Annotated in this window: 16 protein-coding genes; 3 read left to right on the top strand and 13 right to left on the bottom strand. The window is 72.3% G+C overall.

The annotated features are described in order from the left end of the window. Positions 1 to 314: 314 nt before the first annotated feature. The gene (locus AV521_RS27415; protein WP_076091723.1) at positions 315 to 1,550 is read left to right on the top strand and encodes an MFS transporter; all 1,236 of its coding nucleotides are present in this window, start codon (positions 315 to 317) and stop codon (positions 1,548 to 1,550) included. On the opposite strand, the gene AV521_RS27420 is transcribed toward AV521_RS27415, so the two are convergent. The 10 genes from AV521_RS27420 to hrcA form a co-directional block, all read right to left on the bottom strand. Further along, entirely contained in the window at positions 1,502 to 2,506 is a 1,005-nt protein-coding gene (locus tag AV521_RS27420; RefSeq protein WP_076091725.1) for an adenosine deaminase, read from the bottom strand. The two genes, AV521_RS27415 and AV521_RS27420, sit on opposite strands and share 49 nt — an antisense overlap. Positions 2,507 to 2,526: 20 nt before the next feature. Next, positions 2,527 to 3,432, bottom strand: coding sequence for a ribonuclease Z (locus AV521_RS27425; RefSeq protein WP_076091727.1), 906 nt, complete (start codon positions 3,430 to 3,432; stop codon positions 2,527 to 2,529). 6 nt (positions 3,433 to 3,438) lie between these two features. Beyond that, on the bottom strand, positions 3,439 to 3,792 hold the full coding sequence (locus AV521_RS27430; protein WP_076091729.1) for a histidine triad nucleotide-binding protein: 354 nt from the start codon (positions 3,790 to 3,792) through the stop codon (positions 3,439 to 3,441). Between the two features lie 49 nt (positions 3,793 to 3,841). Further along, positions 3,842 to 7,060: a S41 family peptidase gene (locus AV521_RS27435; protein ID WP_107481036.1), complete on the bottom strand. Its 3,219-nt coding sequence runs from the start codon at positions 7,058 to 7,060 to the stop codon at positions 3,842 to 3,844. A gap of 59 nt (positions 7,061 to 7,119) precedes the next feature. Continuing rightward, positions 7,120 to 7,674, bottom strand: coding sequence for a hypothetical protein (locus tag AV521_RS27440; protein WP_076091733.1), 555 nt, complete (start codon positions 7,672 to 7,674; stop codon positions 7,120 to 7,122). 190 nt (positions 7,675 to 7,864) lie between these two features. Next, entirely contained in the window at positions 7,865 to 8,257 is a 393-nt protein-coding gene (locus tag AV521_RS27445; protein WP_076091735.1) for a VOC family protein, read from the bottom strand. Between the two features lie 15 nt (positions 8,258 to 8,272). Next, entirely contained in the window at positions 8,273 to 9,025 is a 753-nt protein-coding gene (locus AV521_RS27450; RefSeq protein WP_076091737.1) for a 16S rRNA (uracil(1498)-N(3))-methyltransferase, read from the bottom strand. Beyond that, positions 9,022 to 10,140 carry a nitronate monooxygenase gene (locus AV521_RS27455; protein ID WP_076091739.1) on the bottom strand — a complete coding sequence of 373 codons (1,119 nt, stop codon included), beginning with the start codon at positions 10,138 to 10,140 and terminating at the stop codon, positions 9,022 to 9,024. The genes AV521_RS27450 and AV521_RS27455 overlap by 4 nt, the downstream gene beginning before the upstream one ends. Before the next feature lie 110 nt (positions 10,141 to 10,250). Continuing rightward, on the bottom strand, positions 10,251 to 11,387 hold the full coding sequence (dnaJ, locus tag AV521_RS27460; protein WP_076091741.1) for a molecular chaperone DnaJ: 1,137 nt from the start codon (positions 11,385 to 11,387) through the stop codon (positions 10,251 to 10,253). Then, entirely contained in the window at positions 11,388 to 12,404 is a 1,017-nt protein-coding gene (gene hrcA, locus AV521_RS27465; protein WP_076091743.1) for a heat-inducible transcriptional repressor HrcA, read from the bottom strand. A 162-nt stretch (positions 12,405 to 12,566) separates the two neighbouring features. On the opposite strand from hrcA, the gene AV521_RS27470 reads away from it, so the two are divergent. Beyond that, on the top strand, positions 12,567 to 13,289 hold the full coding sequence (locus tag AV521_RS27470) for an MBL fold metallo-hydrolase (protein ID WP_076091745.1): 723 nt from the start codon (positions 12,567 to 12,569) through the stop codon (positions 13,287 to 13,289). A gap of 34 nt (positions 13,290 to 13,323) precedes the next feature. Next, complete coding sequence (locus AV521_RS27475) at positions 13,324 to 14,139, top strand: DUF3097 domain-containing protein (RefSeq protein ID WP_076091747.1); 816 nt, start codon at positions 13,324 to 13,326, stop codon at positions 14,137 to 14,139. Here the strand turns inward: AV521_RS27475 and AV521_RS27480 are convergent. The 3 genes from AV521_RS27480 to AV521_RS27490 form a co-directional block, all read right to left on the bottom strand. Further along, a complete protein-coding gene (locus AV521_RS27480; protein WP_076091749.1) occupies positions 14,117 to 14,695 on the bottom strand; it encodes a Uma2 family endonuclease in 579 nt (192 codons plus the stop codon). The two genes, AV521_RS27475 and AV521_RS27480, sit on opposite strands and share 23 nt — an antisense overlap. 99 nt (positions 14,696 to 14,794) lie before the next feature. Continuing rightward, the gene (gene hemW / locus AV521_RS27485) at positions 14,795 to 16,027 is read right to left on the bottom strand and encodes a radical SAM family heme chaperone HemW (RefSeq protein ID WP_076091751.1); all 1,233 of its coding nucleotides are present in this window, start codon (positions 16,025 to 16,027) and stop codon (positions 14,795 to 14,797) included. Positions 16,028 to 16,054: 27 nt separating this feature from the next. Continuing rightward, positions 16,055 to 17,878, bottom strand: coding sequence for an ATP-binding SpoIIE family protein phosphatase (locus AV521_RS27490; RefSeq protein WP_179023426.1), 1,824 nt, complete (start codon positions 17,876 to 17,878; stop codon positions 16,055 to 16,057). Between the last annotated feature and the right edge of the window lie 180 nt (positions 17,879 to 18,058).

The following is an 18,058-nucleotide window of genomic DNA, read 5'->3' on the forward strand; positions in this document are numbered from 1 at the left end:
CTCGGGACTCGGATCGCCGCCCACCTGATCATCTCCCCTTATGAATCACGTCCATGTATGAGAACAGAGGCTAGATACATGCATACGAGGCCGTCAATGGGAGGGCGAACGAAAGGACCGCCACCCCTCGAAAGGGCAATCCGCCTACCCCCACCCCCTCACCCCAAACACAACAGTGACTCAGATCACCCCACCCGACCTTCTTCCGGAACCGGCTGCTTGATACAACTTGCTCGCGCGTTCCTGTCCGTCGACGGTCGTCGCCCCTCCCCCTTCTTTCTGAGCCCTTCCTTTCGCATGCCCTGGGAACGCCCGTGTCCGCCCCCCGCACCCTGCCCTGGCCCCTCGTCGCCCTTTTCACGGCCGGGTATCTCGCGCCGTACCTGCTCCCCACCACCGTCGGCAGACTCGCCGGCGGACTGCCCCTGAGCGCCACCCAGGCCGGCGCCATCGGCAGTGCGCTCCTGCTGAGTTCGGCGACAGCGGGATTTCTGCTGGCCTCCCGGGTCGACCGGATCGGGCCCCGCACCCTCGCCCGCACGGGCCTCGCGCTCGCCGTCCTCGGCTACGGCGGTGCCGCCCTCACCGGGTCCGTCCCGGCCGTCGTCGCGGGCGCGATCATCGGCGGTTTCGGGTCCGGCACGGTCACGGCCGTCGCCGCGAGCGGTATCGCCGCGCAGCAGGATCCGCACCGGGTCACCACACTCGGGCTGCTCGGCGTCTCCGGCCTCGCGGGCGCCCTGTATCTGACGATCCCGCACCTCGGCCCCGGCCACGGCCTGCCCCTGGCCGCCCTCGCGCTCACGGCACTCGCCGTCTGGCCGCTCACCGGCCGCCTGTCCGGCCGCGGCGCACCGGCCCGTACGGCCAAGGCGTACGGCCGCCTCCCCCATCTGCGCGCCGGACTGCTGCTGGCCGCCGCCATGCCCTGCTGGTCCCTCGCCCAGAACTCCCTGTGGGGCGTCAGCGGCCGCATCGGACTCGACCAGGCCCATCTCACCGAGGTCACCGTCGGCGCGGTGTTCGCGGTCGCGCTCGGCGCCGGACTCGTCGGGGTCGTCGGCGCCGGCGCGCTCGGCCCCCGGCTGGGCCGGGCCCTGCCCATCGGCGCCGGTACGGCACTGATCGCGGGCTGTATCGCGCTCAGCGCGTCCGCGACCGACCTGCGGGCCTTCGCGGCGGGAGAGATCTCCTGGAACCTGCTCTACCCGGTCGTCCTGTCGTACGTGATCGGCCTCGCCGCCTCCCTCGACCCGCGCGGCCGCTGGGCGGTCCTGGTGGGCTCGGCGTCCTCGCTGGGCACGGCGGCGGGACCGCTGACGGGGAGCGTGCTGGCGGCGGGCACGGGCTTCCCGGTGATGGGCAAGCTGCTCGGCGCCGGGCTGCTGCTGATCGCCGTACCGATGACGGCGGTGGCCCTGCGGGCGGGCAGGCGGCCCCTGCAGGTCATGCCGGTCGTGGAAGTCCCGGTGGAGACGCCCGCCGTGCCCGTCCAGCGCGACTACGACACCGCGTCGCCGAACTCGTACGCGTCCACCTCGGCGATGTAGCGGGCCCGGCGCTCCTCGTCGTCCTCCAGGAAGGACGCAAGGAAGGAGTTGCGGGCCAGCTCACGCAGCCGGTCCTCGGACAGGCCCAGGGTCCGGTGCACGGCCGTGAAGTTGTCGCCCGCGTAGCCGCCGAAGTACGCCGGGTCGTCGGAGTTGACCGTGCACAGCAGGCCCGCGTCGAGCATGGCCGGCAGCGGGTGGTCGGCGAGTGTGCCGACCGTGCGCAGGCGGACGTTGGACAGCGGGCACAAGGTGAGCGGGATCCGCTCCCGGACCAGCCGCTCGACCAGCGCCGGGTCCTCCATACAGCGCAGCCCGTGGTCGACGCGCTCGACGCCGAGCACGTCCAGGGCCTCGGTGATGTACTCCGGCGGCCCCTCCTCACCGGCGTGCGCGACCCGGCGCAGCCCGAGCGCGGCCGCCGCCTCGTACACCTCCCGGAACTTCACCGGCGGATGCCCGACCTCGGCGGAGTCCAGGCCGACCCCGGTGATCCGGTCCAGGTAGGGCGTCGCCGCCTGCAGCGTCTCCAGCGCGGAGTCGGCCGACTCGTCGCGCAGGAAGCACATGATGAGCTTCGTGGAGATGCCGTGGTTCTGCTCGCTGCTGCCCAGCGCCCGCCACAGCCCCTCCACGACCGTCCCCAGGGGCACACCCCGCGCGATGTGGGCCTGCGGGTCGAAGAAGATCTCCGCGTGCCGGACGCCCTGCGCGGCGGCGCGGACCAGGTAGGCGCCCGCCAGGTCGGCGAAGTCCTGCTCGGTGCGCAGGACGGCCATCAGCTCGTAGTACAGGTCCAGGAAGGACTGGAGATCCTCGAAGTCGTACGCCTTGCGCAGTTCTTCGGTGTCCGCGTACGGGAGGGTCACGCCGTTGCGAGCGGCCAGCTCGAACGCCAGCTCCGGCTCCAGGGTGCCTTCGATATGGAGGTGCAGTTCTGCTTTCGGGAGGGGCATCAAAGAATCGTACGGGTGCTTTATCGGCGTTTCGGGACCGGCACCCGCTGCAGATCGTGCGCCACGGTCAGCTCGCCCGCGAAGCCGGCCGCGCGCGCCTGCCGCTCGAACTCCTCGGGCTCGGAGTAGCGCTGGCTGAAGTGGGTGAGGACGAGGTGGCGCACGCCCGCGTCCCGGGCGACGGCGGCGGCCTGCCCGGCGGTCAAATGCCCGTGTTCCACGGCCAGTTCGGTGTCCTCGTCCAGGAACGTGGACTCGATGACGAGCAGGTCGCAGTCCTCCGCGAGGGTGTGCACACCGGCGCAGAGCCGGGTGTCCATGACGAACGCGAACCGCTGCCCGCGCCGCACCTCGCTGACGTCCTCCAGCGTGACGTCCCCCAGCCGGCCTTCGCGCTGCAGCCGGCCGACGTCCGGGCCCTTGATCCCGAGCGCGGCGAGCCGCTCGGGCAGCATGCGGCGGCCGTCGGGTTCGATCAGGCGGTAGCCGTAGGACTCGACCGGGTGCGACAGCCTGCGGGCCTCCAGGGTGTACGACGGGGTCACCGCGAGGATGCCGTCGGCGGCGACCGGCGCCTCGGTGATGCCGACCGTCTCCCGGTAGGCGGTCGCGTACCGCAGCCGGTCGAAGAAGCGCTGGCCGGAGCGCGGGTAGTGCGCGGTGACCTCGTGCGGCACCTGGTCGAGGTTGATCCGCTGGATGACACCGGCGAGGCCGAGGGAGTGGTCGCCGTGGAAGTGCGTCACGCAGACGCGGTTCAGGTCGTGGGCGGCGACCCCGGCGCGCACCATCTGGCGCTGCGTGCCCTCGCCGGGGTCGAACAGGATGCCCGTGCCGTCCCACCTCAGCAGATAGCCGTTGTGGTTGCGATGCCGGGTCGGGACCTGGCTGGCGGTGCCGAGGATCACCAATTCACGTACGGACACGGTTCGTTATCCGGGGGGCCACTGCATGCCGCGGCCGCCGAGGACGTGCGCGTGGGCGTGCCAGACGGTCTGGCCCGCGCCGGAGCCGGTGTTGAAGACGACGCGGTAGCTGTCGAGCTTCTCCTCGTCGGCCACGGCCTGGGTCTCGGCGAGGACGTCGGCGGCGAGCTGCGGGGCGCCTGCGCCGAGTTCGGCCGCGTTCTTGTAGTGGGCCTTGGGGATCACCAGGATGTGGGTGGGGGCCTGGGGGTTTATGTCCCGGAAGGCGACGGTGGTGTCTGTCTCACGGACGATCGTCGCCGGGATCGTGCCCGCGACGATCTTGCAGAACAGGCAGTCGTCCTGCGGTTCTCCCGCCATGCGGGTGCCTCCTCGCGCTGGTGATCAATACCGGTGCATCGTAGTCGCATCAGGCCGGCATCCCCGGCGGGGTTTTCGCGGGCCGTTCCTCCAGTGCCTCCAGCGCGAGCCGGATCGCCTCGTCGAGCTGGGTGTCGCGGCCCTCCGCCCAGTCCTGAGGCCGCTGGACGACCTCCACATCGGGGTCCACCCCGTGGTTCTCCACGTCCCACCCCACTCCCTCCAGCCACATCGCGTACTTCGGCTGGGTGACCAGGGTGCCGTCGATCAGGTGGTAGCGGCTGTCGATGCCGATGACGCCGCCCCAGGTGCGGGTGCCGACGACCGGGCCGATGCCCAGGGCCTTGATCGCGGCGTTGACGATGTCGCCGTCGGAGCCGGAGAACTCGTTGGCCACGGCGACGACCGGGCCACGCGGGGCGTCGAGGGGATAGCTGGTGGGGCGCATGCCGCGCGGGAGGTCCCAGCCGATGATGCGGCGGGCGAGCTTCTCGACGACAAGTTGGGAGGTGTGGCCGCCGCGGTTCTCGCGGACGTCGACCACGAGTCCCTCGCGGGCCACCTCGACACGCAGGTCGCGGTGGATCTGGGCCCAGCCGGGAGCCTGCATGTCGGGTACGTGGAGGTAGCCGAGGCGGCCGTCGGAGGCGGCGTGGACGTGGGCGCGGCGGTCGGCGACCCAGGCGTGGTAGCGCAGCGGTTCCTCGTCGGCGACGGGGACGACGACCGTGTGGCGGGGTTCACCGCCGGCCGCCGGGGAGATGGTCAGCTCGACGGGGTGGCCCGCGGTGCCGGCAAGCAGCGGACCCGGGCCCGTGACCGGGTCGACCGAGTGTCCGGCGACGGCGATGATCGCGTCGCCGGGGCGGACGGCGACGCCGGGCGCCGCGAGCGGGGAGCGGGCGTCGGGGTCGGAGGTCTCCGCGGGCAGGACGCGGTCGATGCGCCAACTGCCGTCCGGATGACGGGAGATGTCGGCGCCGAGCAGTCCGTGCCGGGGGCCGCCGCCGGGACCGCCTCCGGGGATGACGTAGGCGTGCGAGGTGCCGAGTTCGCCGTGCACCTCCCAGAGGAGGTCGACGAGGTCGCTGTGGGTGGCCAGGCGGGCGAGCAGGGGGCGGTAGCGGGCGAGGACGCCGGTCCAGTCGGCGCCGCCGAGGTCGGCCCGCCAGAAGTGGTCGCGCATGAGGCGGCCGGTCTCGTCGTACATCTGCCGCCACTCGGCGGCCGGGTCGAGGGTCTGGCGGACGCGGGCGAGGTCGACGGTGACGCTGTTGTCGCCGTCGTCGTCGGTGGTGGTACGACGGTCGCTGGGGACGACCCTGAGCCTGCTGTCGGCCCACAGCAGGACGCGTTTGCCGTCGCCGCTGACCTCGAAGTGGTCGGCGTCGGAGGCCAGGTGCTCCAGGCGTCGTTGAGCGAGGTCGTAGCGCTCCAGCTCGGTGTGCGGGTCGGGGTCCTCGGGGTGGGCGCGGGCGGCGCCGAGGACCCCGTGCACGGGGTGGCGCAGCCAGAGCACACCGCCCTTGGCGGCGCGGAGGGTGGAGTAGCGGCCGGCCTCGACCGGGAAGGGCACGATCCGGTCGGCGAGGCCTTCGAGGTCGATACGGGTGGCCGGGGTGCCCTCGCTGTCCGGGGTCTCGTCCTTGTCGGGGGTCTCGAAGGGGCGGCCGTGGCGCTGCGGGCCGAAGGGCGAGGGCGTGGTGGCGGCCAGGGTGATCAGGTGCGGGCGGGCGCCGACCACGAACGCGAGGTCGAAGACATGCTCGTCGTAGACCGGGTCGAAGGCGCGGTTGGAGAGGAATGCGAGGTGTTTGCCGTCGAGGGTGAAGGCGGGCGCGTAGTCCATGAAACGCAGCGGGGTGGCCTCGGTGACCGACAGGTCGGTGGTGTGGGCGAGGCGCAGCTGGGAGAGCGGGCGGGGGCCGGGGTGGGCCCAGGCGAGCCAGGCGGAGTCGGGTGAGAAGGCGAGGCCGGAGACCTCGCCGTCGTCGCTGCGGTCGACCTCGCGGACCTCACCGGTATCCCGTTCGACCAGGAGCAGTCTGCCGTCGTGGACGGCTACGGCGGCCCGGCTGCCGTCGGGGGCCATGGCCAGCTCCAGGACCCGGCCGAGCTGTCCGGCGGCGAGCCGGCGCGGGGGCGCGCCGGGCACGTTGCCGGTCGCCGGGGCGAACTCCAGGGCGTCGTCGCCCTCCGCGTCCGTCACCCACACCACCCACTCCTCGCCCTCGGCACGGAAGGTGCGCGGCAGCCGGGCGCGCACGCCGGGGGTGGCGGCGAGGGCACGGGCCGGCCCGGAGCGGTGGGTGACCCAGTGGACACCGCCGCGCACGCAGACCGCGCTGCCGCGCGCGGTGTGGTCGGGGGATGCCGCGCCGAACCAGCGGCCGGCGTCCACCGGGCGGGGTCGCAGATCGATCCGGGGCCCGCCGAGGCGCACGTCCAGCCGGCGCGGCTCGGCACCTTCCAGGTCGTCCAGCAGCCACAGTTCACCGGCACAGCTGTAGACGATCCGGGTGCCGTCACCGGAGGCGTGGCGGGCGTAAAAGCCGTCGAGGGGGGTGTGGCGGCGCAGGTCGGAGCCGTCGGCGAGGGAGGAGTACAGGGCTCCGGTGCCCTCGTGGTCGGACAGGAAGGCGATCCGGTCCCCGGCCCACACCGGGCACTCGATGTTCCCGTCGACGTCCGGGTGCAGCCGGACGAACTCCCCACTCCCCTCCCGGTCGATCCACAGCTTGCCCGCGGTACCGCCCCGGTAGCGCTTCCAGTGGGCGGCCTCGCGGCCCATCGGCGCCGACAGCAGCACGGTGGCCGGGCCGAACGCCACATCGCCGACCGGGCCGTACGGCAGGGTCTCGCCGGGTCCGCCGTCCAGGGGGACCGCGTGCGCCCAGGTGTGCCGGAAGCTGGCCTGGCCGTGCGCGCCGAGCGCGAGCACCCGTCCGTCGGCGGTCCAACCGCGCACCTCGGTACGGCGGTTGCCCCAGTACGTCAGCCGGTCGGCGGGGCCTCCGTCGACGGGGGCGACATGCGCCTCGGGCGCGCCGTCGCGGGTGGAGGTCCAGGCGAGGGACCGTCCGTCCGGGGATATCCGGGGTGTGGTCACCGGCACGTTGTCGGCGCTGACCCGCCAGGCCCGGCCGCCGTCCAGGGGCGCGAGCCATACGTCGTCCTCGGCGACGAACGTCACCAAGTCGCCGTGTACATGGGGGAATCGGAGATAGGCGGAGGACGTCGTGGTTCGCGTCGAAGCACCCTGGGTCACCCCGTCACTGTACGCAGTGACCGGTGTGCCCCGCGCCCCTTCCGATCACTTGCCCGCGGTCACTTTCCCGCGGCGGGCCAGCAGGTGGGGTCGCCCTTGCACCAGACCGTCTCGGTGACGGTGACCGTCACGGTGGGCCGCCCGCCGCCGGGGGGACGGGTGGGCGGCGTGTACGTCGGTCCGGGCGTGGCATCGCACTCGCCGAGCCCGTCGACGTGGAACACCTGCCTGCCGTCGACCTTCGCCGTCAGATCACCGCGCACACAGGCGCCGTCGACGGCCTTGGTCACCTTCCCGCTGACGGTGATCTTCCGCCCGTCCTTGGTCTCGCCCCGGCAGCCCACGGAGACGACGGTGGTCTCCGTGGGCGAGGGCGTCCCGCCCGCCCTGCCGCCGCTGCCGTAGTCGCCGGTGCAGGTGAGCCAACTGACGTCCACATGCTGCCGTTTCAGAGCGGCGGTCGCGGTCGTACCGGTGGTGTAGGCGGCGGTCGAGGAGTTGAGATCGGCCGGCTGACACGCCACCACGGCCCCACCGCCCGTGACGACCAGCCCGGCAACGGCCAGGGCTCGCGCCCCGCGCACCCGATGTCGAATCCTCCGCAAAACCCCCATGGAGGGCAGGGTGCCACCGACACGAACGCCGGGAAAGGCCGCATACGGCCACTTATCCGTCCAGGGAAGTCGACCAGCGCCCCCAAGAGGTCCGGACGGCAACGCCCTGGGGGCGCGGGGAACCGCGCGACCAGCCACAACGGCGTCGCAGCCGCCCGACGGCATTTCGCGGCACCCCGGCGAGCGCCTGTCAGCCCCTCAGCAACAACCACTCCTGGAGCTCGACCAGGTTGCCCTCGGGGTCCTTGAGGTGGGCGACCCTCATCCGGTCGGTCATGGACGCCGGTCCGTGCAGCAGAACCGCACCACGGCCGGTGATCTCCGCGACGTAGGCGTCGAGGTCGTCGACCCGCAGGACGACCAGGGAGCGGTGACCGCAGGCACTCTCACCCAGCTCGTCCAGGATCTCGGCCATCATCGCCCGGTCCTGCAGCGCGATCCCGGCAGAGCCCGTGTGCGGGCTGAACTTCTCGTACGGACCCTCGGTCGCCCCGGACTGCGGCTTGAGGCCGAGGACGTCGGCGTAGAAGCGGTAGCAGGCGGCGAAGTCGGTGACCAGGAGCCGGACTTGGGCGAGTTCCATGATGTCCCCCAGATGTCAGGACCAGCGGCCGGTACGGCCCAGCAGCAGGGCCGCGGCGGCGGTGCCGGCGGTTGATGTACGCAACACGGTAGGACCGAGCACATACGCCTTGGCGCCCGCCTCCTCGAAGAGCGCCAACTCGTCCCGGGCGACGCCGCCTTCGGGGCCGACGACGAGCACGATCTCGCCCTCCGTGGGCAGTTCGGCACTCGCCAGCGGCCGGCTCTCGTGCTCGAAGTCGGAGTGCAGCACGCCGGCGAAGTCGGCTGCGGCGAGAAGCGCGGCAACCTGCTTGGTGGTTGCCGCGTCCGCGACCTCCGGGAAGCGCAGCCGGCGGGACTGCTTGCCGGCCTCGCGCGCGGTGGCCCGCCACTTGGCGAGCGCCTTCAGACCCCGGTCGCCCTTCCACTGGGTGATGCACCGGGCGGCCTGCCAGGGCACGATCGCGTCGACCCCGGTCTCCGTCATCGTCTCCACGGCCAGCTCGCCGCGGTCGCCCTTGGGGAGGGCCTGGACGACGGTGATCCTGGGGCTGGGCTCGGGTTCCACCGGGAACTCGAAGGGCTCGACGACCATGTGGTCCTTGCCCGAGACGCTGACGACGACCCCGGCCGCGCCCCGCCCCCTGCCGTCGGTCAGCACCACGTGCTCGCCGGGCTGCAGCCGCCGTACGGAGACCGCGTGCCGCCCCTCGGGGCCCTCGACGTCGACGACCGAGCCGGGGCCCACGCCCTCCAGCGAGTCGACGACGAACACCGGCGCGGTCATCGCGGGCCGCCCTGGGCCGACAACGCTGTCCTGGCTGCGTCGAGTTCCTCGGCCAGCACCGCCACGAGCTGCCCGGCCGGCAGCTCGCGGGCCATCCGGTGGCCCTGGCCCGCCCACAGCGACAGGCCCTGCGCGTCCCCGGCCTTGGCCGCGGCCTTGCGCAGCGGCGAGGTCAGGTGGTTGATCTCCGGGTAGGCGGCGGGGGCGTAGGGGCCGTGCTCGCGCACGAAACGGTTGACCAGTGCGCGCGCCGGACGGCCGGAGAAGGCGCGGGTCAACTCGGTGCGCGCGAATAGGGGGTTGGTCAGCGCCTGCTTGTGCACGGCCTGGGCGCCGGACTCGGGGGTGGCGAGGAAGGCGGTGCCCAGCTGGGCCGCGCTCGCGCCGGCCGCGAGGACGGCGGCGATCTGGCTGCCGCGCATGATGCCGCCGGCGGCGACGATCGGGATGCTCACAGCCTCGCGGATCTGCGCGACCAGCGACAGCAACCCGATGCCGGACCCGTCGTTCTCGGGGAGGTCCCGGTGGGTGCCCTGATGACCGCCGGCCTCCACACCCTGTGCGATCACCGCGTCCGCGCCGGCCTGTTCGACCGCGCGGGCCTCCTCCGCGGTGGTGGCGGTGACCAGGGTGAAGGTACCGGCCCGGCGCAGCTTGTCGAACACCTCCCGGCTCGGCACGCCGAAGTGGAAGGAGACCACCGGTACCGGGTTGTCGAGGAGTACGGCGAGCTTGGCGTCGTAGCCGTCGTCCCGGCCGCTGTCCGGGTCGCCCAGCTCGGTCTCGTACCAGGCGGCCTCGCCGGCCAGCTGGTGGGCGTAGACCTCCACGGCACCGGAAGGGGGCGCGGCGTTGGCCGCTCCGGTGGAGCCGGTGCTTGCACCGGGATACTCGGGCTGCGGCATGAACACGTTCACGCCGAAGGGGCGGTTCATGAGCCCCCGCAGCTGCTTGATCTCCTGGTACATGCCGTCGGCGGTCTTGTACCCGGCGGCGAGAAAACCGAGACCGCCGGCCTCGGAGACGGCAGCGGCGAGCTGCGGCACGGAGACACCGCCCGCCATGGGGGCCTGCACGATCGGAAGGGGGAAGAGATCGGTCAGCGCGGAGGACATGACCGCATGTTGTCACGTCCTTTGAACAAGTCCGAATCCGGGCTTCCCGTGGCATAGGACAGGGGCATAGGGGGCCCGAAGCACCCCGCACACCCCTGTCCGGCAACGGCTCAGCGACCGTTGAACGCGTCCTTCAAACGCGAGAACAGCCCCTGCCACCCCGGCTGGAACTGCCCCTGCGGTCGTTCCTCGCCCCGCAGCTTGGCCAGCTCGCGCAGCAGTCGCTCCTGCTCGGGATCCAGCTTGGTCGGCGTCATGACCTCGACATGCACGATCAGGTCACCCCGGCCACCGCCCCGCAGATGCGTGACACCCCGGTTGTGCAGCGGGATCGACTGGCCGGACTGGGTGCCGGGCCGGATGTCGACCTCCTCCATGCCGTCCAGCGTCTCCAGCGGCACCTTGGTGCCGAGGGCCGCCGCGGTCATCGGGATGGTCACCGTGCAGTGCAGGTCGTCACCACGCCGCTGGAAGGTCGGGTGCGGCAGTTCGTGGATCTCGACGTACAGGTCACCGGCCGGACCGCCACCGGGGCCGACCTCGCCCTCACCGGCGAGCTGGATGCGCGTGCCGTTGTCGACACCGGCCGGGATCTTCACGGTGAGCGTGCGGCGGGAACGGACGCGGCCATCACCGGCGCACTCCGGGCACGGCGTCGGCACGACCGTGCCGAAGCCCTGGCACTGGGGGCAGGGCCGCGAGGTCATGACCTGGCCCAGGAAGGACCGGGTGACCTGCGAGACCTCACCGCGGCCGCGGCACATGTCACACGTCTGAGCGGTCGTGCCGGGCGCCGCGCCCTCGCCGTTGCAGGTGTTGCAGACGACCGCGGTGTCGACCTGGATGTCCTTGGTCGTCCCGAAGGCCGCCTCGTCCAGCTCGACCTCGATCCGGATCATCGCGTCCTGGCCGCGCCGGGTGCGCGAGCGCGGGCCGCGCTGCGACGCCGTACCGAAGAACGCGTCCATGATGTCCGAGAAGTTGCCGAAGCCACCGGCCCCGAAGCCGCCCGCGCCGGCGCCGCCCGCCTGCGAGAGCGGGTCGCCGCCGAGGTCGTAGACCTGCTTCTTCTGCGGGTCCGACAGCACCTCGTAAGCGGCGTTGATCTCCTTGAACCGCTCCTGGGTCTTCGGGTCGGGATTGACGTCCGGGTGCAGCTCGCGCGCGAGCCGACGGAACGCCTTCTTGATCTCATCCTGCGACGCGTCGCGGCGCACGCCGAGAACGGCGTAGTAGTCCGTGGCCACTTACGACTCCGCCAGGATCTGTCCGACGTACCGTGCCACTGCGCGTACCGCTCCCATCGTTCCCGGGTAGTCCATGCGGGTCGGTCCGACCACGCCGAGCTTGGCAACCGCCTCGCCGCCCGAACCGTAGCCGACCGACACCACGGAGGTGGAGTTGAGTCCCTCATGGGCGTTCTCGTGCCCGATGCGCACCATCACGCCCGGATCCTTCGCCTCGCCAAGGAGCTTGAGGAGCACGACATGCTCCTCCAGGGCCTCCAGGACGGGCCGGATCGTGAGGGGAAAGTCATGTCCGAAGCGGGTGAGATTGGCGGTGCCGCCGATCATCAGCCGCTCCTCGTTCTCCTCGACGAGTGTCTCCAGAAGGGTGGAGAGCACCGTGGAGACCGTACCGCGGTCCTCCGGATCGAAGGCGTCCGGCAGGTCCTCGACCAGCCGCGGCACATCCGTGAACCGGCGGCCCGCGACCCGGCTGTTCAGCCGCGCACGCAGATCGGCGAGGGAGGTCTCGCCGAACGGCGCCGGGCAGTCGACCATCCGCTGCTCGACCCGGCCGGTGTCCGTGATCAGCACGAGCATCACGCGCGCCGGGGCGAGCGAGAGCAGCTCCACATGCCGCACGGTGGACCGGGTCAGGGACGGATACTGCACGACGGCGACCTGCCGCGTGAGCTGCGCGAGCAGCCGCACGGTCCGCGCCACCACATCGTCGAGATCGACGGCGCCCTCCAGGAAGTTCTGGATCGCCCGCCGCTCGGGCGCGGTCATCGGCTTGACGCCCGCCAGCTTGTCCACGAACAGCCGGTAGCCCTTGTCGGTGGGGATGCGCCCGGCACTGGTGTGCGGCTGGGCGATGAACCCCTCGTCCTCCAGGGCCGCCATGTCGTTGCGGACGGTGGCCGGGGAGACCCCGAGGTTGTGCCGCTCGGTCAGGGCCTTCGACCCGACCGGCTCCTCGGTGCCGACATAGTCCTGGACGATGGCGCGCAGCACCTGAAGCCTGCGTTCACTCAGCATCCGCGCGCACCTCCAGCACGTCGTCCCCTCTGTCCCGCGGTCCGTCCGCCTGGCACTCTTCGCATGGGAGTGCCAGCGTTCTGGGGCCCAGTGTACGGCTGTCGGGTACACCCGGGGCAAGGTCGGTGCGGTCGCGGCGGCTCGTGCAGCTAGCGTCGCGGTATGACGGTGACTTGGGAAGAGCTGGGGTGGGAACGGCTGGCCGCCGGCGTCGGACGCCGCCGCCTGCCCGGCTGGGACTGCACGGTCGGGCTGGTTCTCGGGGAGGGTACGGCGCTGATGGTGGACGCCGGCTCCAGTCCGGCCGAGGGCGCGCGGCTGCGGGCCCAGGCCGAGGAACTGGCCGACGGCCGTGTGACCCATCTCGCGCTGACGCATCCCCACTTCGACCATGTCTTCGGGGCGGCCGCGCTCGCCGGGACGCAGGTGTACGCGGCGGTGGGCGTCGACGCGGTCTTCGCCTACGAGCGCACGGAACTGCGCCTGGACGCCGTGCGCAACGGGCTCGCGGTGGCCGACGCCGACGAGGCGGTGGACGCGCTGGTGTCGCCCGGCCATCTGGTCTCCGGCGAGTGGACGCTGGACCTCGGCGCGGGCCGCCAGGCGCTGCTGGCGAACGTGGGTCCGGGACACACGGCCCACGATCTCGCGGTGCTGATCCCCGGCTCTCCGGAGGTGGTCTTCTGCGGCGACCTGGTCGAGGAGTCCGGCGAGCCCCAGGCAGGCCCGGACGCGGTGCCGTCCCGCTGGCCGGACGCCCTGGACCGGCTGCTGTCCCTGGGCGGCGAGGACGCGCTGTACGTACCCGGTCACGGAGCGGTGGTGGACGCCGCGTTCGTCCGGCGCCAACGCGACGAGCTGGCCACTCGCTTCGGCGTGTCGTGAGCGCGGCCGTACGGCTTCTCCTATCGTCACTCGAATGCGCCAGTACTCCGCCGACCTGACCCCGCCGTGGAAGAAGCAGCAGCCGGTGCCCGAGGTACCGGCGGAGGCCGGCCTGGTGGTGGAGGAGCCCGGCACCGGCTTCTGCGGCGCGGTGATCCGCTGCGAGGCGGGCACGGTGACGCTGGAGGACCGCTTCGGCAAGCACCGGGTGTTCCCGCTGGAGCCGCGCGGCTTCCTGCTGGAGGGCAGGGTGGTGACGCTCGTACGGCCGTCCTCCGCCGCTCCGGTACGGCCCACCCGTACCGCCTCCGGCTCGGTCGCCGTCCCCGGCGCCCGCGCCCGTGTGGCCCGCGCCGGCCGCATCTACGTGGAGGGCCGGCACGACGCGGAGCTGGTGGAGAAGGTCTGGGGCGACGACCTGCGCATCGAGGGCGTGGTCGTGGAGTACCTGGAGGGCGTGGACGACCTGCCGTCGATCGTGTCGTCCTTCGCGCCGGGTCCGGACGCGCGCCTGGGCGTGCTCGTGGACCACTTGGTGCCGGGCACGAAGGAGTGGCGGATCGCGGAGTCGGTGACCAGCGAACACGCGCTGGTCGTGGGCCACCCGTACATCGACATCTGGGAGGCGGTGAAGCCGGCCGCGCTGGGGATCGAGGCGTGGCCGAGGGTGCCGCACGGCCAGGACTGGAAGACGGGCGTGTGCCGGGCGCTGGGCTGGCCGTCGGAGAACACCGGGGCGGTGTGGCAGGCGATCCTGAAGCGGGTGGGGTCCTACAGGGACCTGGAGCCGGAGCTGCTGGGGCGCGTGGAGGAGCTGATCGACTTCGTCACGGGTAGCGGTGGGGCCTGACGTCGGGGAAGGTTCCGAACTCGCTGGTTTTCAGCTCGACACCCAGGACATCCAGCATCAGCGGCCGGCCGAACTTCTCGATGTACTGCGCCCGGTAGTTGGCGTCCTCGCCCTTTCCCTCGGGCTTTGTGAACAGAACGCACTGCGCCATGATCGGATCGATGACGAGATAGGCGGGCACGTTGCCTGCGGCATAGATCGAACGCTTGACGGCGTAGTCGCGGTGCACGCTGTTCTTGGAAACGACCTCGGCGACCATCGTGATCAGTTGGCACGGCAGCAGACGCCCCGAATCGGGCAGGACGTCACGCGCCACGACCACGAGGTCCGGAACCGGCTCACTCGCCTCGTCGACGAGGTCCACGTCCTGGGTCTGAAGCGGATACCAGCGATCCAACGGAATCTGCCGCTCCGTCAGCAGCACGATCAGGTTGTGCACCAGATCGGGGCTGGCCATCATCACGATTTCCCCCCGCAGAAGCTCCGCTTTGAGCCCGTCAGGCGGCTCAAAACCCTCGAAGAACTCTGCGACTCCACGTTCGTCCACAGCGGTCATCTCCGTGGCCTCTACATTCGCCGCATACTGTCAGCGGCAGCCTACGAACCAGGTTAGGGGCCGAACCGGCGTCCGGCTGTGATTCACCCGCCCGAGTGATCAATCCACCAGGTCCCTGACCACCGCATCCGCCAGCAACCGCCCCCGCAGCGTCAGCACAGCCCGCCCCTCGTCGTACGGCCCTTCCTGGAGGAGCCCGTCCGCCAGCGCGCGCTGGGACGCCGCCAGCCCCTCCTCCTTCAGCAGCGACAGCGACACCCCCTCCCGCAGCCTCAGCTCCAGCAGGATCCGCTCGACCCGGCGGTCCTCCTCCGACAGCAGCTCACGGCCCGCCCCCGGTGAACGGCCGGAGGCGAGGGCCGCCGCGTACGCCCCCGGATGCTTCACGTTCCACCAGCGCACCCCGCCCACGTGCGAGTGGGCTCCGGGGCCCGCCCCCCACCAGTCGGCGCCGCGCCAGTACAGCTCGTTGTGCAGGCAGCGGGCCGCCTCAGAGGTGGCCCAGTTGGAGACCTCGTACCAGTCGAAGCCCGCCGCCGACAGGGTTTCCTCGGCGATCAGATAGCGGTCCGCGTGGACGTCGTCGTCCGTCATCGGGACCTCGCCCCGGCGGATGCGGCGGGCGAGCTGGGTGCCCTCCTCGACGATCAGCGCGTACGCGCTGACGTGATCCGGCCCCGCCCCGATCGCCGCGTCCAGTGAGGCCCGCCAGTCGTCGTCGCTCTCCCCCGGCGTGCCGTAGATCAGGTCGAGGTTGACGTGCTCGAAGCCCGCCGCCCGGGCCTCCGCCACGCAGGCCTCGGGACGGCCCGGCGTGTGCGTGCGGTCGAGCACGCGCAGGACATGCTGCTTCGCGCTCTGCATACCGAAGGAGATCCGGTTGAAGCCGCCTTCCCGGAGCGCGGCGAGGTAGGCCGGGTCCACCGACTCCGGGTTCGCCTCCGTGGTGATCTCCGCGTCGGGTGCCAGGCCGAACTCGTCCCTGATCGCCCCCAGCATCCGTACGAGATCGTCCGCGGCCAGCAGCGTCGGCGTACCACCGCCGACGAACACCGTACGGACCGCGCGCGGGTCGTCACCGAGCACCTTCCGGGCGAGCCGGATCTCGTCCGTCAGCGTGTCCGCGTAGTTGTCGCGGGACGCCAGCACACCGCCCGTGCCGCGCAGCTCGGTCGCGGTGTAGGTGTTGAAGTCGCAGTAGCCGCAGCGGGTCGCGCAGTACGGGACGTGCAGGTAGAAGCCGAGCGGGCGCTCTGCGGCCCCGGCGAGCGCGTGCGCGGGCAGCGCGCCGTCGGCGGGGACGGGCTCGCCGTCGGGGAGTGCGGAAGGCATGCCTTCCATTGTCCAGCACCGGCGCGCCTACTCCGCCTGCAGCACCAGCAGCGCGAGATCGTCCTCGGGCAGGCCGCCGCCGAAGTCGTGGACCAGGCGGCGGATCCTTTCGGCGATCAGCTCGGCGCTCAGGCCCGCGCAGCCGCACAGGGCCTGAGCCAGCCCGTCGCCGTCGTCGAACTGGCGGGAGCCGGAGCGGCGCTCGGTCACTCCGTCGGTGACGCACAGCAGGCTGTCGCCGGGCCGCAGGTCGATGGTCTCGCTGGTGTAGGTCTCGTCCTCGACCACACCGAGCAGGGTCTGCGGACCGGCGGCGGTGCGCACGGTGCCGTCAGGGCTGAGGACGAGAGGGAGCGGGTGGCCGGCGGAGGCGAGGGTGCAGCGGACGCCGCCGTCGTACGGGGTCAGCTCGCCATAGAGGAGGGACAGGAAGCGGGTCTGCGGGCCGTCTCCGGGGGCCACCGGGCGGCCGCCGGCGGCAACCAGGGCGCGGGCGGCCGCGTCGGCGGCCTCGGTGGCGTCGTCGAGGAGGAGCTGGTTGAGCCGGTCCAGGACGTCGGCGACCCGGTAGCCCTCGCGGGCGAGGAGGCGCAGCCAGGGCCGGGCGAGCCCGATCACGACCGCCGCCTCCGGGCCCTTGCCCTGGACGTCGCCGACGGCGAAGCACCAGCGGCCGTCGCCCGCCGGGAACAGGTCGTAGAAGTCGCCGCTGGGGCCACCCTTGTCGCAGGGCTCGTACACGAGCGCGCTGCTCAGGCCGGGGATCTGGGCGACCGCGCCGGGCAGCAGGCCGCGCTGCAGGACGGCGCTGATGGTGGCCTGGCGGGCGTACTGGCGCGCGGCCCCGATGGCGAGCGCCACCCGGCGGCTGAGGTCCTCGACGAGCCCGGTGACCTCGTCGGGGAAGCAGGTGAGCCCGCACCGGCCGATGACCAGCGTGCCGAGCGGCCGGCCGCCCGCGATCAGCCGGTACGACAGCGCCGTGCCGTCGGCGCCCTCCGGGCCGAGCGCATGGCCGGGCCAGGGGTACGGCTCGGGGCCGGAGAGCAGCCCGTCGGGCGGACAGGGCGGCTCCTTCTCCAGGGCGCACCGCAGTTCCTCGATGCGGTTCTCACTGGCGTGCCAGACCCGGTCGGGGCCACCGCCGGCGCCGGCGCGCACGGTCGCCTCGTCCTCCAGCCACACCGCGCACCAGTCGGCGAGCCGGGGCACGAGGAGCTGGCCGGTCAGCGCGGTCACCAGGTTCTCGTCCAGCTGTCCGGCGAGCAGGTCGGATGCCTCGGCGAGGAAGGACAGCGCGCCCCGGCCGAGCCAGTCCCGGTCGCCCACGGCGCGATGCGGCTGCGGGGCCAGATCCTCGGCGACCTCCAGGGCCGCGTCCCGTGCGGGCGCCTCCGGGTCCTCGACGCCGCCCGGGGGCAGCCGCGCCCAGACCGTCTTGGCGCCGGTGCGGTAGGTGACGCCCCAGGACTCGGCGAGCGTGGTGACGAGCCGCAGGCCGCGCCCGTACTCGGGGGTGTCGTACGCGCCCTGGCCGCCGAGGGCATCGCGCGGCGCTCGGGAGGGATGCCGGTCGCAGACCTCCACGACGAACGCGCCGTCCTCCTCCAGCCGCCAGTCGACCTCCACGTCCGTACCGGCGTGTACGACGGCATTGGTGACCAGCTCGCTGACGACGGCCATGGCGTCGTCGGCGAGCCGCGCCGAGACCCCGGGCGCCTCGGCCAGTGCGGCCCTCACCAGCGCACGGGCCGACCCGGGCGCGACGGGGCTCCCGGGCAGCGTGGTCCGCCCCCGCACTTCCCGGGTCCGGGCCGCCTCGGTCTCCCGTTGCGTGGGTATGGCCGCCATGTCCATGCGGCCAGGGTGACAGGCCGGGGGCACCTATAAGCGCTGAGTCACTGAAGTGACCAGAAGACGGCCACTTTCGAGCGCCGCTGAGCACAAATCCCCAAGGGGCGCGGGGAACTGCGCGAACGGCCACGACGAACCCGCAGCCGCCGGCAGCCCCCAGCCGCCCCTTCGAAACCG

It is taken from the genome of Streptomyces sp. IMTB 2501, assembly GCF_001953885.1.
GTDB lineage: Bacteria > Actinomycetota > Actinomycetes > Streptomycetales > Streptomycetaceae > Streptomyces.